The 20565-nt window shown below is 60.0% G+C and carries 20 protein-coding genes and 1 riboswitch; of the genes, 8 read left to right on the top strand and 12 right to left on the bottom strand.

Going from position 1 to position 20565, the window contains the following annotated elements; genetic code table 11:
• Positions 1 to 5 precede the first annotated feature (5 nt).
• The 6 genes from RFER_RS13445 to RFER_RS13420 form a co-directional block, all read right to left on the bottom strand.
• Positions 6 to 632 carry a pilus assembly PilX family protein gene (locus RFER_RS13445; protein WP_011464946.1) on the bottom strand — a complete coding sequence of 209 codons (627 nt, stop codon included), beginning with the start codon at positions 630 to 632 and terminating at the stop codon, positions 6 to 8.
• Complete coding sequence (locus tag RFER_RS13440) at positions 629 to 1654, bottom strand: PilW family protein (RefSeq protein ID WP_011464945.1); 1026 nt, start codon at positions 1652 to 1654, stop codon at positions 629 to 631. The genes RFER_RS13445 and RFER_RS13440 overlap by 4 nt, the downstream gene beginning before the upstream one ends.
• Positions 1654 to 2271, bottom strand: coding sequence for a type IV pilus modification protein PilV (gene pilV, locus RFER_RS13435; protein WP_011464944.1), 618 nt, complete (start codon positions 2269 to 2271; stop codon positions 1654 to 1656). Before pilV ends, RFER_RS13440 begins: the two co-directional genes overlap by 1 nt.
• Positions 2272 to 2422: 151 nt before the next feature.
• Complete coding sequence (nrdR, locus tag RFER_RS13430; RefSeq protein WP_011464943.1) at positions 2423 to 2872, bottom strand: transcriptional regulator NrdR; 450 nt, start codon at positions 2870 to 2872, stop codon at positions 2423 to 2425.
• Between the two features lie 125 nt (positions 2873 to 2997).
• The gene (gene glyA / locus RFER_RS13425; RefSeq protein WP_011464942.1) at positions 2998 to 4242 is read right to left on the bottom strand and encodes a serine hydroxymethyltransferase; all 1245 of its coding nucleotides are present in this window, start codon (positions 4240 to 4242) and stop codon (positions 2998 to 3000) included.
• A 45-nt stretch (positions 4243 to 4287) separates the two neighbouring features.
• Positions 4288 to 4419, bottom strand: a riboswitch (ZMP/ZTP riboswitch).
• Positions 4420 to 4465: 46 nt separating this feature from the next.
• Positions 4466 to 5269 carry a lytic transglycosylase domain-containing protein gene (locus RFER_RS13420; RefSeq protein WP_011464941.1) on the bottom strand — a complete coding sequence of 268 codons (804 nt, stop codon included), beginning with the start codon at positions 5267 to 5269 and terminating at the stop codon, positions 4466 to 4468.
• A gap of 445 nt (positions 5270 to 5714) precedes the next feature.
• On the opposite strand from RFER_RS13420, the gene RFER_RS13415 reads away from it, so the two are divergent.
• A complete protein-coding gene (locus RFER_RS13415) occupies positions 5715 to 8537 on the top strand; it encodes a DUF349 domain-containing protein (RefSeq protein WP_011464940.1) in 2823 nt (940 codons plus the stop codon).
• Positions 8538 to 8594: 57 nt separating this feature from the next.
• Here RFER_RS13415 and RFER_RS13410 read toward each other — a convergent pair whose 3' ends face one another.
• Positions 8595 to 9506 (bottom strand): AEC family transporter, encoded by a 912-nt coding sequence (locus tag RFER_RS13410; protein WP_041790716.1) that lies wholly within the window; start codon positions 9504 to 9506, stop codon positions 8595 to 8597.
• Between the two features lie 134 nt (positions 9507 to 9640).
• Between RFER_RS13410 and xerD the strand changes: the two genes are divergently transcribed.
• The 3 genes from xerD (at position 9641) to RFER_RS13395 (ending at position 12204) form a co-directional block, all read left to right on the top strand.
• Positions 9641 to 10561 (top strand): site-specific tyrosine recombinase XerD, encoded by a 921-nt coding sequence (gene xerD / locus RFER_RS13405; RefSeq protein ID WP_011464938.1) that lies wholly within the window; start codon positions 9641 to 9643, stop codon positions 10559 to 10561.
• Positions 10562 to 10619: 58 nt separating this feature from the next.
• Positions 10620 to 11144 carry a gamma carbonic anhydrase family protein gene (locus tag RFER_RS13400; RefSeq protein WP_011464937.1) on the top strand — a complete coding sequence of 175 codons (525 nt, stop codon included), beginning with the start codon at positions 10620 to 10622 and terminating at the stop codon, positions 11142 to 11144.
• A gap of 70 nt (positions 11145 to 11214) precedes the next feature.
• A complete protein-coding gene (locus RFER_RS13395) occupies positions 11215 to 12204 on the top strand; it encodes an Hsp33 family molecular chaperone HslO (RefSeq protein ID WP_011464936.1) in 990 nt (329 codons plus the stop codon).
• A 16-nt stretch (positions 12205 to 12220) separates the two neighbouring features.
• On the opposite strand, the gene RFER_RS13390 is transcribed toward RFER_RS13395, so the two are convergent.
• The 4 genes from RFER_RS13390 to RFER_RS13375 all read right to left on the bottom strand — a co-directional run bounded on the left by RFER_RS13390 (position 12221) and on the right by RFER_RS13375 (position 16413).
• Positions 12221 to 12520: a septum formation initiator family protein gene (locus RFER_RS13390; RefSeq protein ID WP_011464935.1), complete on the bottom strand. Its 300-nt coding sequence runs from the start codon at positions 12518 to 12520 to the stop codon at positions 12221 to 12223.
• A 15-nt stretch (positions 12521 to 12535) separates the two neighbouring features.
• A complete protein-coding gene (gene eno / locus RFER_RS13385) occupies positions 12536 to 13819 on the bottom strand; it encodes a phosphopyruvate hydratase (RefSeq protein ID WP_011464934.1) in 1284 nt (427 codons plus the stop codon).
• A gap of 67 nt (positions 13820 to 13886) precedes the next feature.
• On the bottom strand, positions 13887 to 14744 hold the full coding sequence (gene kdsA, locus RFER_RS13380; protein ID WP_011464933.1) for a 3-deoxy-8-phosphooctulonate synthase: 858 nt from the start codon (positions 14742 to 14744) through the stop codon (positions 13887 to 13889).
• A 1-nt stretch (position 14745) separates the two neighbouring features.
• The gene (locus RFER_RS13375) at positions 14746 to 16413 is read right to left on the bottom strand and encodes a CTP synthase (protein ID WP_011464932.1); all 1668 of its coding nucleotides are present in this window, start codon (positions 16411 to 16413) and stop codon (positions 14746 to 14748) included.
• Between the two features lie 112 nt (positions 16414 to 16525).
• Here RFER_RS13375 and coaBC point away from each other — a divergent pair, with 112 nt between their 5' ends.
• Together coaBC and dut are read left to right on the top strand one after the other, a co-directional pair.
• Positions 16526 to 17761 carry a bifunctional phosphopantothenoylcysteine decarboxylase/phosphopantothenate--cysteine ligase CoaBC gene (gene coaBC, locus RFER_RS13370; RefSeq protein ID WP_011464931.1) on the top strand — a complete coding sequence of 412 codons (1236 nt, stop codon included), beginning with the start codon at positions 16526 to 16528 and terminating at the stop codon, positions 17759 to 17761.
• Positions 17751 to 18197 carry a dUTP diphosphatase gene (dut, locus tag RFER_RS13365; protein WP_041792263.1) on the top strand — a complete coding sequence of 149 codons (447 nt, stop codon included), beginning with the start codon at positions 17751 to 17753 and terminating at the stop codon, positions 18195 to 18197. The genes coaBC and dut overlap by 11 nt, the downstream gene beginning before the upstream one ends.
• 90 nt (positions 18198 to 18287) lie before the next feature.
• Here the strand turns inward: dut and RFER_RS13360 are convergent, their stop codons facing one another.
• Entirely contained in the window at positions 18288 to 18821 is a 534-nt protein-coding gene (locus RFER_RS13360) for an FKBP-type peptidyl-prolyl cis-trans isomerase (protein ID WP_011464929.1), read from the bottom strand.
• A 62-nt stretch (positions 18822 to 18883) separates the two neighbouring features.
• On the opposite strand from RFER_RS13360, the gene RFER_RS13355 reads away from it, so the two are divergent.
• Both RFER_RS13355 and RFER_RS13350 read left to right on the top strand, forming a co-directional pair.
• Positions 18884 to 20038, top strand: coding sequence for a cupin domain-containing protein (locus RFER_RS13355; protein ID WP_011464928.1), 1155 nt, complete (start codon positions 18884 to 18886; stop codon positions 20036 to 20038).
• Positions 20028 to 20528: a hypothetical protein gene (locus tag RFER_RS13350; RefSeq protein ID WP_011464927.1), complete on the top strand. Its 501-nt coding sequence runs from the start codon at positions 20028 to 20030 to the stop codon at positions 20526 to 20528. Before RFER_RS13355 ends, RFER_RS13350 begins: the two co-directional genes overlap by 11 nt.
• The last annotated feature ends 37 nt before the right edge of the window (positions 20529 to 20565 follow it).

Here is a 20565-nt window from a genome sequence, read left to right as displayed (position 1 = left end):
GACGATCACTCTTTTCTAAATATCATTTGCACCACGGCCTGGGTTTCCTTGCGTGGCCCGAAGCCCATGGCCGTCACACGGAACAGAGTTTTTTGCGCGCTGGCACTGCGGCCAGGCGTCTTGTCGGGCAGTACTTCGATGATGTACCGCGGGGCTATTTCTGGACGAATCCCACTTGTTCCGGTGGCAAAGGTTCGGCCAGTGAAGTCACCAAATTTCACGGTTTTGGCGCTGCTGCTCTCGTCGGTGAAATCCACGGAATACCAGATCGGCTTTTGACCATCGGCCGCGGGCAAACACAAGCCCAGCGAGGCACCGGTGCCGCAACCGTCCATAAAACCAAGCTCGCTGCTGGCTGAAAATGAGGCCACACGCTGGGTGGTCGATGTGTTGGGGCCGCGGATATCGAATTCCGCGTCAATCAGTGCGGCTTCTGCCGCCTGAAAAGCGATTTGCGTGTCGCGGTCAAACCGGGTCGCGCGCTCGGACAGCAACACCATCTGGCTCGCGCCGATACCCAGCACCGTGACCACGATGAGCAGTATCAGCGTGGTGATGAGGGAAAATCCGCGCTGCTTGCTGCGCACACGTACTGTCGCGCTGCGAAAGAATGCTAGAGGTGGGTACTTCATCGGAGCGTCAGGTCGTTGCGTAAATGCACGGTAAAAGTACTTTGCAGCCGCAGGCGGCGGTCCGCCGCCACCGACAGACTGGAGCCTGTGTCATCGGGGCTGGCATACTTTGGGCCCAGCGGCGTGAAAGGGTCTGCATACGCCTGCTCAGCCGAGCCCACAGGCCCCCGTAGCACCAGGCCGACGCGCACCGCCCGCACCCGGCGCCAGTTCTCGCGTGTGGCTGCGGTGTTGCCGGCGACAGTCAACTGGTCGGCGCGCAGCCAGCGATCCGCGACGGTGTCTTGTGTGGCGGCAGCGCTGGCCGCGGTCAAGGGGGTGACGCCGTCGGTGCCAAACAGCACCTGAAAAGACTCAACCCCCTCAATCATGGGTTGGGATGCGACCCAGGCACCGGTCGCAAAATTGTAGTAAGAGCACGAGAGGGACGGTTCGCCATTGGTGCCTCGTGTGACATGGAAAATACTGCTTGCACGATCGTTGAGATCCCCGTTCGTTAAGCCGGCCTCCCCAAGTCCCATGCAATTGATCATGGTGTTGTCGGGCTTGGTGGCATCGGTTGGCGAGTTCACGCCTTGGTAGCGCACCACCAGAACGTCGCTGCCGTTCTTGCAGGAAGTGTCATTGACCGTGCATGCGCCAGGTCTGTTGCCGTTAGTGATCTTGGTGCTGGTACTCAGGACCAGGTCGTCAGGATCTTTGTAAATCGCGTTGTTCCAGCCATAAATATCGGGCTCTGGATCATTGCCAAGAAGTTTGGCTGTTGAGCGCAGGGAAACACTGCCAGCCCCCAGGTCCTGATAACCCGTTTGAATAATGACGCGTGCCAGCAGGTCAGCGGCAAAACGCTCCCGGTCCCGCAGCTGGGTGGTGGTGTCGACGCTGCGGTAGCCTTGCTGGCCCAGCAAAAGAGCCGTTGCGGCAATGACCACGACCAGCAGACCCAGACCGAGGGCGACCAGTAACTCAACCAGCGTCAAGCCGCGCTGCTTGCGGCCTGTAGTGGGAAGGCGGCGTGGCATCATTCGGAGCTTCCTGCGGTCAGTGGCACAACGACGACCGGTATGCCGGTACTTCCGGCAAATTCAAGCGTTCCGGCTGTATTTTTTCTTGTCCAACTCATTTTCAGAACGGCAATATCTCCGTCGTCTGTGCAGTCCCACTGGGGTTTTCCTGCGCTGTCAAAAGGCGTCTGGTCAAAACAGACCTTGACCCTGGGGGTGGGGAGTGTGGCCTGGACGCGTCCCTGCCAGTCCGCAACATCCCAGGTTGCGGCGTCTTTGACGGTTGGGCACCCGTCTAAGAAGCAGTTAACGGTTGGGGTTGGGATGGTGTCGTTGATGTTCAGGGTTGCATCAAAAATATAGGGATTCTCAGCGGAATCAGCCTTGATGGCGACTGTATGGTTGCCCCGCATCTTCTCGGCAAGTTCACGGGCAAAAGTAGTGGCTGCCGCTTGATTGCGGGCTTCCTTGTTGGATTGCATGGCTGTTGCCTGCATGCCGACCGCGCCCAGCATGCCCACGCTCAGAATAATGATGGCAACCAGCACCTCAACAATGGAAAAACCGCCCTGCGCTCGATTGGGTGCAGGGCGGCGAATGGGTGTTGCACAAGGACAGGTGGTTTGGGTATCCATGCCCAAAGTGTAAAAAGCTTTGGTTTGAACTTCAATGTGCGTGCATGCCGCATGTCAGGCAACTTCAACCGGCTGTCGGTTTTGTCGGGTGCCTGGTGCCAGTTGGGCCAGTCTCCCTCCTTTCACCAGGAATCACGTTGGCTGTTTGCGCCTACCGCCGCACTTCATCCACCAGCGTCTTGAACTCGTCAATATCCTCAAAGCTGCGGTACACGCTGGCAAAGCGCACATAGGCCACTTTGTCGAGCTTCTTGAGCTCGCGCATCACGAGTTCGCCCAGGCGGGCTGAGGGCAACTCGCGCACCCCTTGCATGAGAAGCTTTTCTTCAATGCGCTCCACGGCGCCATCCACCTGCTCGGTGCTCACGGGGCGCTTGCGTAGCGCCAGTGTCATGGAGGCGAGTAGTTTGGCACGCTCGTATTCAATGCGCCGGCCATCTTTTTTGACAATGGCCGGAAAGGCAACGTCGGGACGCTCATAAGTGGTAAAGCGTTTTTGACACGAGGCGCATTGGCGCCGGCGCCGAATGGAGTCCCCATCTTCAGAAATCCGGGTTTCCACCACCTGGGTTTCCGAGTGACTGCAGAAGGGGCATTTCATACTTGGTCAGTCGAGGAAGAGACAAGTTCACTGCGTGTAACTGCGGTCTGTCCCGCAATCTGGACATCCATGAAGTGTTGGGGACAGAGCTTGTTCACTGTGTGTAACTGCGGTCTGTCCCGCAATTATCCATAAACAGGGAAGCGTTTGGTTAGTGCGTTGACCTTGGCGCGTACTGCATCAATATTGGCGCTATCCCTCGGATTATCTAGTACATCTGCTATCAAATTTGCAGTAATGCGGGCTTCTTCGTCCTTGAAGCCGCGGGTCGTCATGGCCGGGGTACCGATGCGCACGCCGCTGGTGACCATGGGTTTTTCAGGGTCATTGGGGATGGCATTTTTGTTGATGGTCATGTGGGCGCTGCCCAGTACCGCTTCAGCTTCTTTGCCAGTGATGCTTTTGGAGCGCAGATCGACCAGCATGACGTGGCTTTCAGTGCGGCCACTCACAATGCGCAGGCCGCGCGACACCAGCGTTTCAGCCACGACGCGGGCGTTGGTCAACACTTGTTGCTGATAGACCTTGAACTCGGGCTGTAGCGCTTCTTTGAACGCCACCGCCTTGGCCGCAATCACATGCATCAGCGGGCCACCTTGCAGGCCGGGGAAGATGGCGCTGTTGATGGCTTTCTCGTGCTGCGCTTTCATCAAAATGATGCCGCCTCGCGGGCCGCGCAGGCTTTTGTGGGTGGTGCTGGTCACCACGTCAGCGTGTGGCACGGGGTTGGGGTAGATGCCGGCGGCAATCAGGCCGGCGTAGTGCGCCATGTCCACCATAAAGATGGCGCCCACGTCTTTGGCGACCTTGGCAAAGCGAGCAAAGTCGATGCGCAGGCTGTAGGCGGAGGCACCGGCGATGATCAGTTTGGGTTTGGACTCATGGGCTTTTCGCTCCATGGCGTCGTAGTCAATCTCTTCCTTGTCGTTCAGGCCGTAGCTGACGACGTTGAACCACTTGCCACTCATGTTCAGTGCCATGCCGTGCGTCAGGTGGCCGCCTTCAGCCAGGCTCATGCCCATGATGGTATCGCCGGGTTTCAAAAAGGCCAGAAACACCGCCTCGTTGGCGGACGCGCCGCAATGGGGTTGCACGTTGGCGGCATCGGCGCCAAAGATTTGCTTGACGCGGTCAATGGCCAGTTGCTCGGCAATGTCCACAAACTCGCAACCGCCGTAGTAGCGTTTGCCGGGGTAGCCTTCAGCATACTTATTAGTCAGTTGCGTGCCCTGCGCGGCCATGACGGCGGGTGAGGCGTAGTTTTCGCTGGCGATCAGCTCGATGTGCTGTTCCTGGCGGGCGTTTTCCGCTGCAATAGCGGCAAAAATTTCGGGGTCGGTTTGTTCGATGAGGATGTTACGGTTGTACATGGCAGTCCTTGAAGACGACGGGCCTGGGGGTCATGCATTTGATCCCAGGGCTGCCCAGGCGAACGGCTAAACACAGTTGCCACATTGGCAATGCGGCACGCTCCCCCGTGGTGTTCCCACTTCAGCGTCTCACGCCCTTGCCGGGTTGAGAGCCTATCGCCAGTCGCGTGCCACCCGAGTTTAACTGACGTGACGCATCATCTGGTCAAGCCAGCCACGTGTATCAGGAATTGAACACAGCGGCCACTGTCTCGTTCTCAGCCGCGCGCGGTGCTGGTGCAGGCGCGACCTGGGGTCGGAAAATTGGCACGGTGCGGCCTTTTGCCACCATTTGCAGACGCGTGTGCTCGGCCATGACCTTGCCGGCGTAGCCGCCATCATCTTCTATATTGGCAGCTCCCACGTAATAACGCAGACCACCTTCCATGGAGCCGGCACGCTGGATGCATTCTTGCAGCACCTTGACCCCGACGCGCAGGTTGGTCAGAGGATCAAAGGCGGCAAACTGGCCACCAAAGTTCTCGTACTTGTCTTTGTGGACATGGGTCATGACCTGCATCAGGCCTTGCGCGCCCACCGGGCTTTGGGCAAAGGGGTTAAAGCCGGATTCAACCGCCATGACGGCCAGGATCAGCGTGGGATCGAGATTGCTGTGCTGGCTGATCTTGTAGGCCTCAGCCACCAGGGCACTCAGGGGCTCCGGGGCCACGCGGTATTTTTTACTGAGCCAAAAAGCAACCGCGGCTTGTTGCTTGGGCAAGTCTTGCGGGTTGCTCGCTGTGGCGCGATCAATCGCATCAAGTTGGCTCTCGAAGCCAGTCTCCACGATCTGGCGCGTTTGCAGCCAGCTAAACAATTTGACTTCTCCGAGCTGGCGCAATTCGGGGCGCGCGGTCAAGGTGATGATGCCAAAGATAACAGCCAGCCCAATGAGGGCAAAACTGCTGTGGGTGATTTCAAAAACGCCTTTGGTGATGACGGTAGCAAAAGACCGTAGGCCCAAGGTGAATTTTTCAGACGCTGTCATAGCTTTTCCTTCGTTCGCGGGGGCTTGGGGTTTGCACTGCAGGCAGTTCAGCACCGTGGGCACCTCGTTTAGGTTGGTACGCTATCAATATCCTGCGATGTGTTTCATGGGTGTTGTGCAGAGATTTGACTATGCCGGGTTCGGCAGCGGGTTCGGGTTATCCCTGCATTGATGCGGGGACGGCGGATTCTAGGTGCACTTTATATATCGAGTCAACAATATAAAATTGAGTCTTTATTCAAATTTTAACTTATAAAGTGCTTGAAAGCTGAAATCGAGTCTTGTGGCACGGTAATGCTTTGGTCGATGAAAAGCTTGATTTTTCGCAATTTGTGACTGATTGCCAGACTTTTTGCTGCAGCCGGGAAATAGCGGCGAAAATAGCGGTTCAGCCCCGTTCCGGGAACCGGTGGGGATCCTCCTATATTCTTTGCTTGTGCGATTCATGTTTCCTTTTTCTGCCCTCAACAAAACTGTCCAAGCTCCCGAAGTGACGCCAGCTTCAGTCAAAACAAACGAGCCCCATCCGCTGGACGCGATGACCGGCGGGGCCTTTTCGGCCCACACCTCGGGTGAGCGCACGACGCGCATCCGTGACTGGCTGGCGACAGCGCCCAGTGCAGAGCACATGCAGTCGGTGTTCAAGGAGCTCAGTGGTAAAGACAAAGGCGCGGCCAAGCTGCTGCGTGAAAAACTTGAAGAGATCAAGCGCAGCAAGAGCCAGGAGTCGATTGCGCAGGAATGGGCTGACAAGGCGCAGGCCTTGCTGGACTTGGCCAAACTCAACATTGCCGATGCCATGGCCTGGCAACGTGATGCCGCCAAAGCGGGCGCGCCATTGAGCAAGGAGCCGCTGGCGACCCTCAAAGGACAGCTTAGCGACCGGGTCAAGGTCATTGAAGACCTGCAGCATCGGGTGCAGGTGCAGCGCGAAGCGGCGGTGTTGCTGGCCCAGCGCATTGAGGTCCTGTCCACCAAGCCGTGGCGCGACGCGCAGGCCGTGCTTGAGGCCTTGCATGCTGATGTGGACCATTGGCAAGCGCAGGCTGTGGCCTTGTCCGGTGACGCTAACTGGCCCAGTGTCGAGTCCAAGTTTCCGCCGCTGCTGGATGCTTCGCGCGCGCAACTGCTCCTAGTGTGGGATGCGTTCAAGAGCGCTTTGACGCAAGCCGTGGCTGCCGCCAGTGACCCCGCAGCGGCCTTGCCGCCGGTGCCGGTGTGGGCCGACGAACTGCGCGTGGCGCGCGGCGTACCCCTGGAAGTGGCGGTCAAACCACAAAAAGCCAAAGTTGATCCTGAAATCAAGGCGCAGGCCTTGTCAATAGTGCGTGAGGCGCTACTTAAATTGGAGCAAGAAGTTGCCGAAGGACATGGCAAAGCGAGTGCCGGTGCCGCTGGCGCCTTGCGCAATGCGCTCAAGGAATTCGGCAAAATCATCGACGACAAGCTTGAGAACCAGGCCCATGCGGCGCTGGCGGCAGCGGGTGAGTTGGAGGGCTGGCAGCGTTGGCGTGCTGACCAGCTGCGCGAGGAACTGGTAGCGAAGGCCGAAGGTTTGCTCAAGCGCCCTGAAGGGCAGGCCATCGGTGGGCGCAAGATGCAGGAGAGCCTACGCACGCTGCGTGATCAGTGGAAGCAGACCGACCAGGGGGGTGTGCCCAACCACGGTTTGTGGAAGCGTTTTGACGATGCCTGCAACGAAGCCTACAAAGTGGTCGAAGCCTGGCTGGAAAAAGTCAAGGCCGAGTCGGCCGAGCATCGGGCGCAGCGCCTGGCGCTGATTGAAGAGGTTAATGCCTGGGCTGCTGCCAATCCGGTGGCGCTGGACAACGACTGGAAAGGCTTCAACCGCCTGCTGCACCAGTTTGGTGACCGTTGGCGTGAAGGCGGCCACGTGGGCGAGAAGATGTTTGCCGAACTGCAGCCGCTCTGGAAGGCGGCCATCGACAAGGCGGCGGCGCCGCTGGAGGCGCTGCAAAAGCAGAGTCTGGCCACGCGCCACGCCCTGATTGATGAAGCACGGGCGCTGGGGGCTGAACCCGTGCTGCGCATTGATGCCGTCAAGGCCTTGCAGCAGCGCTGGCAGGCTGAGACCCATGTGGTGCCGCTGGAGCGCCGCCAGGAACAAAAACTGTGGGACGCCTTTCGCAAGCCGATTGATGAAGCCTTTAACCGCAAGACGGCAGAGCGTGAAAAGGCCGACGCGGCGCTGGGGGAACGTGACCGCGTGGTGCTCGATGCCGCCAAAGCGCTGGAAGCGGCCAATGCGGCCGGTGACGCGCAGCTGATTCGCAGTGCCATGAGCGCGCTGGAGGCTGCCCTGCGTGGTCAGGCCCAGGCCAAGGCGGCGCAGGCCGCGCTGCCAACGCCTGAAGAAAATGAATCAAATAAAGCTCTAGCCACCGTAGATACTGCGCAAATAGCTATAAATAAAGTAGCAGAAAATGAGCCCTCGGAGGCACTGTCTGGCCAGGCCGCGCAGGTGACGCCTGAGTCGGCTGAGGCGTCTACCCCTATCGAGTCGGTTGAACCGGCTGCGCCCCTGGAGCCGCCAGCGCCGCCCAAAGCGGCACCCCGTCCGGTGGTGGCGGTGCGTGGTGATGACCGTCCGGGCATGAAAAAGACCGAGCCTGCCCCCATGATGCGTGGCGGCAAGTTCGGCGACCGCAAAGAAGGTGGCCGCGATGCTGCCAGGGATGCCGGCCGTGGCCCGCGTGATGCCAGTTTTGCCGGTCGTCCGGATGATCGGGCGCCACGTCGCGATGCACGTGATGCGCGTCCTTTTGCCGCCGGCCCCTGGCAAGAAGCGCCCCGATTGGGCGACACGGCGTTTCGGGCCCAGCGCGACGCGCTGGAGCATGCCCAGCTGGCCTTGCGCAAACTCGCTGCGCAGGCGCACGGCGAAGCCTTGACGCAACTGCTTGCCGCGTGGGAGCAGCGCTCTGCCGAACAAATGCCCTCGCTCCAGGAACTCGGTAGCCGTGTCACCGCTGCTGGCCGCGGCACTTGGGCCAAGGCGTTGGCGCAGGCACCCGCAGGCGACGCCAGCACAGCCTTGCTGCGACTTGAAATGGCCGCGGAGGTGCCTACCCCCGCTGAACACCTGAGCGCCCGGCGCCTGCTGCAATTGCAACTGCTGACCAAACGCAACGATCCGGCACCAGCGCAAACCTGGGGCCAGGACACGGCTGTCGTGTTGGCCAGTCAGTTTGAGGCTGGCGTGGCGCGCCGACTGCAAAATGTGCTGAAGGTCATGCTCAAACCGTGATCTCATAGGGGGGTGAGGGCGGCATCAAGCGGTCCATATTGCAGACGCCTGCAACGTCTATAAGGCCCGCAACACCCCCAGCGCAAACGACAAACTGAGCACGCCCAGCACGGTCGATACGGTCACCAGTCCTGCCACATAGGCACCGTCGTAGCCCATGCGGGCCGCCAGCACGTAGCAGCTCGATGCGGTGGGCAGCGCAGAAAATGCCAGCAGGATGGTGGTTTGAACCGGGTCGAGTTGGAACAGACGTGCCAAGCCCCAGGCCACCAGCGGCATCAACAGATGCCGAATCGTCAGCACCGCCAGTGCCAGGACTTTGGCCCGGTTGAGGGCGCTCAGTTGCATTCCGGCACCGGCTGCCATCAAGCCCAGTGCCAGGGACGCCGCACCGATGCGGCTGACCGTGGGCTCCAGCCAGACCGGCAGCGACAGACCCAGCAAATTACCCGCCAGCCCCAACGCCGTGCCGATGATGAGCGGGTTGCGTAGCAGTTCGCCCAGCAGCCCGCGTTCGGCATGGCGCACCATCGGCCACACGGCGCCCACATTCATCAGTGGCACCGACACGCCAATCAGCAAGGCGATCAACAGCAAGCCCTGCGCCCCGGCCAGCCGGTCGGCCAGCGCCAGGCCGATGAATGAATTGAAGCGAAAAGCCACCTGGGCGCTGGCGACATGCTGGCGCGCCGGGATATGGCGCCCCAGCCCCGGCCAATAGGGCACTGAATAGGCCAGCGCGATGCCGGCCAGCCCCAAGGCCCAGCCCGCGCCAATGAAGCTGGTGGCAGAACCGATGTTGAGCGGGCTCTTGATGATCGAGTGAAACAGCAGCACCGGAAAGAAGAAAAAATACACCAGGGTTTCAACCTGCGCCCACACGGTGCGGTTGAGCGCGGTGTAGCGGCACACCAGATAGCCGCACAGAATCAGGGAAAAGTCAGGAAATAGAAGTTGGGCGTAATTCACGCGTGGAGAATAACAGTCAAATACAGTCGCCCCGCAGCTCGGCTCGTCGCAGGAGGCGCCAGTTTTGAACAGGGCGGCAGTTACCATGCGCCTTGAGTTTTCACTCCAACCAGTACTTGACGCACCCACTCATCATGCAAGACACAGCTTTGACACCGCTGGGCGACGCCTCCATCGACGCCTTCATTGATGCGCTGTGGCTGGAGGAAGGCTTGTCAAAGAACACGCTGGCGGCCTACCGGCGTGATCTGACGCTGTATGGCGCGTGGCTGCAGCCGCAGCACAAGGCGTTGCCGGCTACGCTTGAACATGATCTGAATGGTTACTTTGCGGCGCAACACAGTGCCACCAAGGCCAGCACCGCCAATCGGCGGCTGACGGTGTTCAAGCGTTATTTCCGCTGGGCGCTGCGCGAGCACCTGATCAGCGCCGACCCGACGCTGAAATTGCAGGCCGCCAAGCAGGCGCTGCGCGTGCCCAAGACTTTGAGCGAGTTCCAGGTTGAAGCGCTGCTGGCAGCGCCCGATGAGCAGACGCCGCTGGGCGTGCGTGACCGCACCATGCTGGAGCTGATGTATGCCAGCGGGCTGCGCGTGAGTGAACTGGTGACGCTCAAGGTCTTCAATGTCAGCTTGTCGGACAATGTGTTGCGTGTTTTTGGCAAAGGCAACAAGGAGCGGCTGGTGCCGTTTGGCGAGGTGGCCAGTCTCTGGATCAAGCGTTATCTGGCGCAGGCCCGCCCGGAGTTGCTGGCGGGCAAGCAGACCGAAGACCTGTTTGTGACGCACCGCGGCGCCACGCCCGGCACGGCCATGAGCCGTGTCATGTTCTGGATGATTGTGAAAAAGTATGCGCTCAGTGCGGGCATCACGGCGCCCCTGTCACCACACACCTTGCGCCATGCTTTTGCCACGCATTTGCTCAACCATGGGGTCGATTTGCGTGCCGTGCAGATGCTGCTCGGGCACGTGGATATCTCAACCACGACCATTTATACCCATGTGGCGCGCGAACGGCTCAAAGTGTTGCATGCCCAGCACCATCCGCGCGGCTAGTCCGCGTAAGGATGCGGCATCCCTACAATTCCCGGTCAATTGAACAACAGGATGAACGATGGCTATTTACGAACTCGACGGTGTTGCCCCCCGCATTGCAGACTCGGCCTGGGTTGCTGACAGTGCCCATGTCATCGGTGACGTGGATTTGGCCGATGACGTCGGCATCTGGTTTGGCGTGGTGATCCGCGGCGATACGGCAAGCATTCGCATTGGCCGGGGCAGCAATATTCAGGACGCGAGCGTTTTGCATGCCGATGTGGGCAAACCCCTGACGGTAGGCGAGGGCGTGACCGTGGGGCACCAGGTGACGCTGCATGGTTGCACCGTGGGCGATGACTCCATGATTGGTATGGGCGCGGTGGTGCTCAACGGGGCAAAAATTGGCAAAGGCTGCCTGGTGGGGGCGGGCGCGCTGGTGACCGAAGGCAAAGAGTTTCCCGATGGCAGCATGATTCTGGGCCGCCCGGCCAAGGTGGTGCGCCAACTCGGGAGCGAAGAGCTGGAAGGTTTGCGCCTGAGTGCGCAGCATTACGTGGCCAATGCGCGTCGTTTTCGGCTTGGGTTGAAAAAAACGGGTTGAGCACAAGCTGAAGGGCCTGTGCGGACCCTTCAGTGGTCGAAATAACTTGAAATGGATCGGGAAGAATTGCGTGTCTGAAATTCATAAATTTTTATTTGAGGGTCTGCCGGTGCGTGGTGTGCTGGTGCGCCTGGACGGCGCCTGGACTGAGATTTTGCGGCGCCGCGCTGCCAACAGTGCAACGGGCAGCTACCCGCTGCCGGTACAAAACATGCTGGGCGAGATGGTGGCCGCGGCCACCTTGATGCAGTCCAACATCAAGTTCAATGGTTCACTCATCTTGCAGGTGCTTGGCGACGGCCCGGTCAAACTGGCGGTGGTCGAGGTGCAAGCTGATTTTGGTTTGCGTGCCACGGCCACGGTCACCGGCGATGTGCCGCTTGAGGCCAGCCTGAGCCAGATGATCAACGTCAACAACCAGGGCAAATGCGCCATCACACTGGACCCTCAAACCCGTTTTCCGGGTCAACAACCCTACCAAGGGGTGGTGCCCTTGGTGGGTGATGCACGGGAGAAACTGGAAAAGCTCAGCGACGTGCTGGAACACTACATGCTGCAAAGTGAACAGCTCGACACCACGCTGGTGCTGGCGGCGGACGACAAAGTCGCCACCGGGCTGTTGATTCAACGCCTGCCGCTTGAAGGCGTGGGCAATCTGGCTGGCAGTCGGGTGAGTCTGGCCCCTGAAGATGAAATCGGCGGCAACGAGCACTACAAGCGCATCGCCCTGCTGGCGGCGACCCTCAAGCGCGAAGAGCTGTTGACGCTGGATGCAGACACCATTCTGCGGCGTCTGTTCTGGGAAGAGAAGCTGTTGCGCTTCGCGCCTTTGGCGGGGGACAGCGCGCCGCATTTTTCCTGCACCTGCAGTCGGGAACGTGTCAGCCGCATGATCCTGGGGCTGGGTGCTGACGAGGCGCAAAGCATCATCAGCGAACGGGGTGAAATTGAGGTCGGATGTGATTTCTGTGGCGCGCACTACCGGTTTGACCCGATTGATGTGGCCCGGCTATTCAGGGTGCCCGGCGATCTGCCGCCTTCGAGCGAGACGGTGCAGTAAAGGCGGTTTTTGGGGTTCAGCGTGCGTTTCGGGGCGCCAAAGGGTTTGCGATCTGCACGTAGATCTCATTGGGCTTGACCATGCCGAGCTCCATGCGGGCTTTTTCTTCGACCATTTCCAGGCCTTCCTGCAGGTCCCGCACCTCGGCGGCGAGTCGGTCGTTGGCAAGCTGTGCCTGCTGGTTCAGCTCTTTTTGTGAACTGAGCTGTTGCGTCAAATGGGCCACGCTGGGCAGGCTGCCGCGGCCCAACCACAGCTGCGCGTGAAGAATCACGAGCAGTGCGATCAGGGCGGCCGGGACAACGCGATGGCCCATGATCCGGCTAGCGCACTAGCGCAGGTTGTAAAAAGCCGCACGCCCTGGGTAGAACGCAATCTCCCCCAAGTCTTCTTCAATGCGCAGCAACTGGTTGTACTTGGCCATGCGGTCGGAACGGCTCAGGCTGCCGGTCTTGATCTGACCGGCGTTGGTGCCCACCGCAATGTCGGCAATGGTGGAGTCTTCGGTCTCGCCCGAGCGATGGCTGATGACGGCGGTGTAGCCCGCGCGCTTGGCCATCTCGATGCAGGCGAAGGTCTCGGTCAAGGTGCCGATCTGGTTGATCTTGATCAGGATCGAGTTGGCAATGCCCTTGTCGATGCCTTCCTTGAAAATTTTGGTGTTGGTGACAAACAAGTCGTCACCCACGATTTGCACTTGTTGGCCCAAACGGTCGGTCAAAATCTTCCAGCCGTCCCAGTCGTTTTCGGCCATGCCGTCTTCGATGCTGATGATGGGGTATTTGTCGACCCAGGTGGCCAGCATGTCGGTCCATTCCTGCGCGTTCAAGCTCAGGCCTTCAGCCCCAAGCTGGTATTTGCCGTCCTTGTAGAACTCGCTGGCAGCGCAGTCCAGGCCGATGGCGATCTGTTCGCCAGCGGTGTAGCCGGCTGAATCGATAGCCTGCAGAATCAACTGAATCGCCTCTTCGTGGCTGGCCACGCTGGGAGTGAAGCCGCCTTCGTCACCCACGGCGGTGCTCATGCCCTTGTCATGGATGATCTTCTTGAGCGCATGAAACACCTCGGCACCGTAACGCAGGGCCTCACGAAAACTGGGGGCGCCCAGCGGGATGATCATGAACTCCTGAATGTCCAGGCTGTTGTTGGCATGCGCGCCACCGTTGACCACGTTCATCATGGGCACCGGCATCTGCACTGCGCCCATGCCGCCAAAATAGCGGTACAGCGGCAGGCCAGACTCTTCAGCGGCGGCACGCGCCACCGCCATGGAGACCGCCAGCATCGCGTTGGCACCCAGACGTGACTTGTTGTCGGTGCCGTCCAGGTCAATCAGGGTTTTGTCCAGAAAAGCTTGCTCGGAGGCATCCAGCCCGAGCACGGCTTCGGAGATTTCAGTGTTGATGTGTTCCACCGCCTTGAGCACGCCTTTGCCCAGGTAACGGGTCTTGTCGCCGTCGCGCAGTTCAATCGCTTCACGGCTGCCGGTGGAGGCACCCGACGGCACGGCGGCGCGGCCCATGGTGCCGGATTCGAGCAACACATCACATTCCACGGTGGGGTTGCCGCGCGAATCCAGAATTTCACGCCCGACGATGTCAACAATTGCACTCATTGAATTCTTTCATTAAATAAAAGGAATATTAAAACCAAAACTTTAGCTTGACTGTCTTGTGGCGCACTCAGGCAGCAAAACTGTTTTCAAGAAAACCATTTTTCTTGGTCACCGCATCGAGTGCCACCAAGGTCTCCAACAGGGCGCGCATGTGTTTGAGTGGCACTGCATTGGGGCCATCACTCAATGCCTTGGACGGGTCGGGATGCGTTTCCATGAACAGTCCGGCCACACCCACGGCCACGGCGGCACGGGCCAGCACCGGCACCATTTCGCGCTGACCGCCGCTGCTGGTGCCCTGGCCGCCTGGCAATTGCACCGAGTGGGTGGCATCGAACACCACCGGCGCGCCTGTGTCACGCATGATGGCCAGCGAACGCATGTCGCTCACCAGGTTGTTGTAACCAAAGCTGACGCCGCGTTCGCAGGCCATGAAGTTGTCTTCGTTCAAACCCTTTTCGCGCGCTGCCGCACGTGCCTTGTCGATCACGTTTTTCATGTCACCCGGCGCCAGAAATTGGCCTTTTTTGATGTTCACCGGCAAACCCGACTGCGCCACGGCGCGAATGAAGTCGGTTTGCCGGCACAAAAATGCGGGTGTCTGCAACACGTCCACCACCGAGGCGACTTGGGCGATCTGGTCTTCTGAATGAATGTCGGTCAGGATGGGTACGCCGAGTTCGCGCTTGACCTTGGCCAGAATTTCCAGCCCGCGCTCGATACCGGGGCCGCGAAAGGTACTGCCGCTGGAGCGGTTGGCCTTGTCAAAACTGCTCTTGAAGATGAATGCAATACCCAGCGAGGCCGTGATTTCCTTCAACGTGCCCGCAGTGTCCATCTGCAGTTGTTCGGATTCAATGACACAGGGGCCAGCGATCAGGAACAGGGGCTGGTTCAGGCCCACCTCAAAGCCACACAGCTTCATATCAGGCCACCGCTTTCAGTGCTTTGCCTGCGGCCTGATGGTCCAGCGCCGCCTTGATGAAGGCAATGAACAGCGGGTGTCCGGCCCACGGTGTCGAGTTGAACTCGGGGTGAAACTGCACGCCCATGAACCAGGGGTGCACGCTCTGCGGCAGTTCCACAATTTCCGTCAAATGCTCGCGCTGGGTGAAAGCGGAAATCACCAGGCCCGCTTTGCGCAGCGTGTCCAGAAAATGCACATTGGCCTCATAGCGGTGGCGATGGCGCTCGGTCACCACGTCGCCATAGATTTTGTGGGCCAGCGTGCCTTTGACCACGTCAGAACTTTGGGCGCCCAGGCGCATGGTGCCGCCCAGGTCCGAGTTTTCATCCCGGGTCTTGATGCTGCCGTCTGCATCCTTCCATTCGGTGATCAGGGCGATCACCGGGTTGGGGCTGCTGGGGTCAAACTCGGTGCTGTTGGCGTCTTTCAAGCCGGCCACGTGGCGCGCGAATTCGATCGTGGCGACCTGCATGCCGAGACAAATGCCCAGATACGGCACCTTGTTTTCACGTGCAAAACGGGCGGCGCAAATTTTGCCCTCCACGCCGCGGATACCAAAGCCGCCCGGCACCAGAATCGCATCAAACTTCGCAAGTTGGGTCACGTTGTCGGGGGTGATGGTCTCCGAGTCGATGTAGTCGATCTTGACGCGCACATGGTTTTTCATGCCGGCGTGGCGAATCGCTTCATTAAGCGATTTGTAGCTGTCACTGAGCTCCACATACTTGCCGACCATGACGATGTTGACGTCGCCTTGCGGGTGCGCGGTTTCATACACCAGGTCGTCCCAGCGTTTCAAGTTGGCGGGGGGCGTGCTCAGGCGCAGTTTGTCGCAAATCAGCCCGTCCAGGCCCTGTTCGTGCAGCATGCGCGGCACTTTGTAGATGGTGTCCACGTCCCACATCGAGATCACAGCCCAGTCCGGCACGTTGGAAAAGAGGGAGATTTTTTCCCGTTCTTCTTTGGGGATCGGCCGGTCGGCCCGGCACAACAGGGCATCGGCCTGGATGCCGATTTCACGCAGCTGCTTGGCCGTGTGCTGCGTCGGCTTGGTTTTGAGTTCGCCGGCTGCTGCGATCCAGGGAACGTAGCTCAAGTGCACAAAGGCGCTGTTGTTGGGCCCCAGCTTCAGGCTCATCTGGCGCACTGCTTCCAGAAACGGCAGCGATTCAATGTCGCCCACGGTGCCGCCGATTTCGACAATGGCGACATCCACCGCGTCGGGGGTTCCCCAGCCGGCACCCCGTTTGACGAAATCCTGGATTTCATTGGTGACGTGGGGAATCACCTGCACTGTCTTGCCCAGATAGTCGCCGCGGCGTTCTTTTTCCAGCACACTTTTGTAGATCTGGCCGGTGGTGAAATTGTTGGCCTTGCGCATGCGGGTTTCCACAAAGCGCTCGTAGTGGCCCAAATCAAGATCGGTTTCTGCGCCGTCGTTGGTGACAAAAACCTCGCCATGCTGAAACGGCGACATCGTGCCGGGATCAACATTGAGGTAGGGATCGAGCTTGATTAAAGTGACTTTGAGGCCTCGCGACTCCAGGATCGCGGCTAAGGAGGCTGAGGCGATTCCCTTACCCAGGGAAGACACCACACCGCCGGTGACGAAGACAAATTTGGTCATGTCAGAGGGAGCTTGATAGCTCGGGGAGGTGGGAAAGGCAGATTATAGATGTCGGGTTGAGGCTTGAGAGCACGCGACGCAACCAACTTGAGGCTCTGTTACATTGCGGCGCATGAATGATCTTGCTGGAAAACACATCGTTTTGGGGCTCACGGGCGGCATTGCCTGCTACAAGGCGGCCGAGTTGTGCCGCGCCTTGATCAAGGAAGGCGCCACCGTGCAGGTGGTGATGACGGCGGCGGCGCAGCAGTTCATCACCCCGGTGACGATGCAGGCGCTGAGCCAGCGCCCGGTCTATGACTCGCAGTGGGATTCACGCGCGCCCAATAACATGGCGCACATCAACCTCAGCCGCGAGGCCGATGCCATTTTGATTGCGCCCTGCAGCGCTGATTTCATGGCCAAACTGTTACATGGTCAGGCCGACGATCTGCTCAGCCTGATGTGCCTGGCGCGCCCGCTTGATCAGGTGCCGCTGCTGCTGGCGCCGGCCATGAACCGCGAGATGTGGGCCCATCCCGCGACCCAACGCAACGTGGTGCAGTTGAAGGCGGACGGGGCCACTGTGTTTGACGTCGGCTGCGGTGATCAAGCCTGTGGCGAAACGGGCGACGGCCGCATGCTGGAGCCGCACGAGTTGCTGGAAGATGTCATTTCCTTCTTCCAGCCCAAATTGCTGTTGGGCCAGCAGGTGCTGGTGACCGCCGGGCCGACTTACGAGGCGATTGATCCGGTGCGGGGCATCACCAATTTGTCCAGCGGGAAAATGGGATTTGCCATTGCCCGTGCCGCCCATGAAGCCGGGGCGGCTGTCACGCTGGTGGCCGGGCCGGTGCACCTGCCAACGCCGCGCGGCGTCCATCGGGTCAATGTGACGTCAGCACAAAATATGCTGGCCGCCGCCGTGGATTATGCGCAGAAAGCTACTATTTTTGTAGCGACAGCGGCAGTGGCCGACTGGCGACCCGCATTGGCTGCCGAGCAAAAAATCAAAAAGGACGGCTCAGGCGTGGTGCCAACCCTGAGCTTTGTGGAAAACCCGGACATTCTGGCCACCCTGGCGCAGTCGCTCCGGGCGCAATCGGGTGACTTGTTTTGCGTCGGCTTTGCGGCTGAGAGCCAGGATTTGCTGGCCAACGCCCAGGCCAAGCGCTTGCGCAAAGGCGTGCCGCTGCTGGTGGGCAACATCGGCCCGGCGACCTTTGGGCAAGATGACAACGCCTTGCTGCTGGTGCAGGCGTCGGGGGTGCAAGAACTGGCGCGCGAGTCAAAAATCAATCTTGCTCGCAAATTAATAGCGCATATATCAATAAAGACGAGGGCTAGAGGCCAGAATGATAAAAATTGACGTCAAAATTATCGACCCCCGCATGGCGGATCAGTTGCCCGCTTACGCCACGCCGGGCAGCGCCGGACTGGATTTGCGCGCCTGCCTGGATGCGCCGCTCACGCTGCTGCCCAATGCCTGGCAGTTGGTGCCGACCGGCATCGCCATTTATCTGAAAGATCCGAAGTTTGCCGCCATGATCCTGCCGCGCTCCGGCCTGGGCCACAAGCATGGCATCGTGCTGGGCAATCTGGTCGGTCTGATCGACAGCGACTACCAGGGTCAACTGATGGTGAGCGCCTGGAACCGCAGCGACGTGGCGTTCACGATCGAGCCGATGGAGCGCATTGCGCAACTGGTGATCGTGCCGGTGCTGCAGGCACAGTTCAATGTGGTGAGCGAATTCCCGGCCAGTGCGCGCGGGGAGGGCGGCTACGGCTCCACCGGCAAGGGGTGAGGCTGGCTCCAGTGGCTGGACGTTATCAGTGTTTTAGGCTTCTAGCCCTTGATGCCACTGCGTAGTCAGCTATTTAATTTGAAGCAAACTTCAATGCAGCGTGTCATTGCCCAAGACGTTGGCATGCACGGCCTGAATCCTGAAAAAGCCGGTACCGGCCGATCCGCGGCCAATTTCCTCTTCAGTCGCTTCCCGCACCGCTTCGACCTTCAGGCTCAAGCGCAAGGCGATGCCGGCCAAGGGGTGGTTGCCATCCAGCACCACATGCTCCGGGTAGATTTCGGTCACGGTGTACCAGGCGTCCTGGGGTGCGTCCGGGTTGCAGCCAGCGGGCAGTGAAGTGCCCTCGAAAGTCATGCCTTCTTCCAGCTCAGGCGGGAACAGTTGGCGCGATTCCAGAAACACCAGTTGGTCGTTGAAGTCGCCAAAGCCCTGCTCGGGTTCGATTTGCAGCTCCAGCCGGGCGCCCGCTGCATGGCCTTGCAGCGCGTCTTCGATGATTTGAAACAGATCGTCGCCCCCGACCAGAAACTCGACCGGCTCGGTCAGCACGTCAAGTTCTTCACCCAGTGTGTCTTTTAAGGTCCAGGTCAGCGCGACCACGCATTGTTGATTGATTTCCATAGGAGAATTGTCGCAGTTTGAAATGTGTCAGTGGTTGAACCCAGAAGTGACCGGAGAAACAAATGGATATCTCGAAGCCCTTGTCTTTGCTGGGTGGTTTAAGCCCGCAATTATTCATGAAACGGCATTGGCAAAAAAAGCCCTTGCTGATCCGCCAGGCTATTCCCGACTTCAAGCCCTTGCTGGACCGGGCGGCGCTGTTTGATCTGGCCGGGCACGAGGACTCTCAAGCCCGCCTGGTGGTGCAGCAGCCCGGCCAGACGCCCGGCTGGCAACTCAAGCTCGGGCCTTTTGCGCGCCGTACCTTGCCAGCTTTGAGCCGCCCGGGCTGGACGGTGCTGGTGCAGGGGGTCGATTTGCAGCATGACGCCGTGCATGCGCTGATGAACCAATTTCGCTTTGTGCCGGACGCCCGGCTGGATGACTTGATGATCAGCTACGCCACCGATGGCGGCGGCGTGGGACCACACTTCGACAGCTACGACGTGTTTCTGCTGCAGGCACAGGGGCGCCGGCGCTGGCGCATCGGGCGCCAGCCCGACCGCACCCTGCAGCCGGACGTGCCCTTGAAAATTCTGGCCCACTTTGAGCCGGAAGAAGAGTTTGTGCTGGAGCCCGGCGACATGCTGTACCTGCCGCTGTTGCATGCCCATGACGGCATTGCCATGGGCGAATGCATGACGTATTCGATTGGTTTCAGGTCACCGAGCCGGGCTGAACTGGCGCGCGAGCTGTTGCAGCGCCTGGCAGAAGATGCAGAAGACGCGGTCGGTGTGTCGGTGTACCGTGACCCCAAGCAAGCGGCGGTGACGCAACCGGGAGAAATCCCGGCGCAATTGGTCGAATTTGCGCGTGACGCCTTGCAGGACGCACTCAAAGACCCGGCCGCGTTGGGGCGCGCCCTGGGGGAATATATGACCGAGCCCAAGGCCAATGTGTGGTTCGATGCCACCGAGCCGGTCACGCATCCGGCGGATCAGGCGTTGGCCGGGCAGGGCGGGCAAATCCAGCTGGATCGGCGCACCAAGATGATGTTTGATGCCAAACACATTTTCATCAATGGCGAGAGCTTTCGCTCCGGTGGGCGCGATGCGACCCTGATGCGGCGCTTGGCTGACCAGCGCTATCTCAGTGCGCAAGACCTGGGCCGTGTCAGTCTTGAGGCCCGGTGTTTGTTGCAGGATTGGCGGGAAGCGGGGTGGTTGCATGAACGCTGAGACGCCTGAACCCTTGCCCAGCGGCCGTTTTTCCGGTCGCATCGCCTTCGCGCAAGGTGTGCGTGATGCACTGGCCTGTGCCGCGCGTGAGGGCTGGCCAGAGATTGTCTTGAGCGATGCCACGTTTGAGGACTGGCCCTTGCGCGAGCGCCCGGTGGTCGAATCCTTGCAGGCCTGGTCCAGGGCGGGGCGACACATGACGCTGCTGGCGACGCGTTTTGATGAGGTGGTGCGCCAGCAGCCGCGTTTCGTGGCCTGGCGCCAGACCTGGGGCCACATCATCGATTGCCGCGTCTGCCGGGATGCGGCAGATGCCGATTGCCCGAGCGCGATCTGGAGCCGGTCCTGGTTCATGCAGCGGCTCGATCCGCTGCGCAGTGTTGGCGTCTGGGGCTTCGATCCCGAGCGCAGCGTGTTGCTGCGCCAGCTGCTGGATGAAAAAATCCGTGACAGCACGCCCGGATTTCCGGCCACCACCCTGGGTCTGTAGCCGCGACTGGGTTCAGGCTGGGACTGTCAGCGTCAAA

It is taken from the genome of Rhodoferax ferrireducens T118 (assembly GCF_000013605.1).
Taxonomy (GTDB): Bacteria; Pseudomonadota; Gammaproteobacteria; order Burkholderiales; family Burkholderiaceae_C; genus Rhodoferax; species Rhodoferax ferrireducens.
This window is presented reverse-complemented; position numbering and strand designations above follow the sequence as displayed.

Coding starts and splice junctions, on each gene's coding strand:
- xerD (WP_011464938.1), top strand. CDS start 9,641: ATGCAAGACACAGCTTTGACACCGCTGGGCGACGCCTCCATCGACGCC.
- coaBC (WP_011464931.1), top strand. CDS start 16,526: ATGAATGATCTTGCTGGAAAACACATCGTTTTGGGGCTCACGGGCGGC.
- RFER_RS13375 (WP_011464932.1), bottom strand. CDS start 16,413: ATGACCAAATTTGTCTTCGTCACCGGCGGTGTGGTGTCTTCCCTGGGT.
- RFER_RS13355 (WP_011464928.1), top strand. CDS start 18,884: ATGGATATCTCGAAGCCCTTGTCTTTGCTGGGTGGTTTAAGCCCGCAA.
- RFER_RS13445 (WP_011464946.1), bottom strand. CDS start 632: ATGAAGTACCCACCTCTAGCATTCTTTCGCAGCGCGACAGTACGTGTG.
- glyA (WP_011464942.1), bottom strand. CDS start 4,242: ATGTACAACCGTAACATCCTCATCGAACAAACCGACCCCGAAATTTTT.
- RFER_RS13420 (WP_011464941.1), bottom strand. CDS start 5,269: ATGACAGCGTCTGAAAAATTCACCTTGGGCCTACGGTCTTTTGCTACC.
- pilV (WP_011464944.1), bottom strand. CDS start 2,271: ATGGATACCCAAACCACCTGTCCTTGTGCAACACCCATTCGCCGCCCT.
- RFER_RS13390 (WP_011464935.1), bottom strand. CDS start 12,520: ATGGGCCATCGCGTTGTCCCGGCCGCCCTGATCGCACTGCTCGTGATT.
- RFER_RS13440 (WP_011464945.1), bottom strand. CDS start 1,654: ATGCCACGCCGCCTTCCCACTACAGGCCGCAAGCAGCGCGGCTTGACG.
- nrdR (WP_011464943.1), bottom strand. CDS start 2,872: ATGAAATGCCCCTTCTGCAGTCACTCGGAAACCCAGGTGGTGGAAACC.
- RFER_RS13350 (WP_011464927.1), top strand. CDS start 20,028: ATGAACGCTGAGACGCCTGAACCCTTGCCCAGCGGCCGTTTTTCCGGT.
- RFER_RS13400 (WP_011464937.1), top strand. CDS start 10,620: ATGGCTATTTACGAACTCGACGGTGTTGCCCCCCGCATTGCAGACTCG.
- eno (WP_011464934.1), bottom strand. CDS start 13,819: ATGAGTGCAATTGTTGACATCGTCGGGCGTGAAATTCTGGATTCGCGC.
- RFER_RS13415 (WP_011464940.1), top strand. CDS start 5,715: ATGTTTCCTTTTTCTGCCCTCAACAAAACTGTCCAAGCTCCCGAAGTG.
- RFER_RS13360 (WP_011464929.1), bottom strand. CDS start 18,821: ATGGAAATCAATCAACAATGCGTGGTCGCGCTGACCTGGACCTTAAAA.
- kdsA (WP_011464933.1), bottom strand. CDS start 14,744: ATGAAGCTGTGTGGCTTTGAGGTGGGCCTGAACCAGCCCCTGTTCCTG.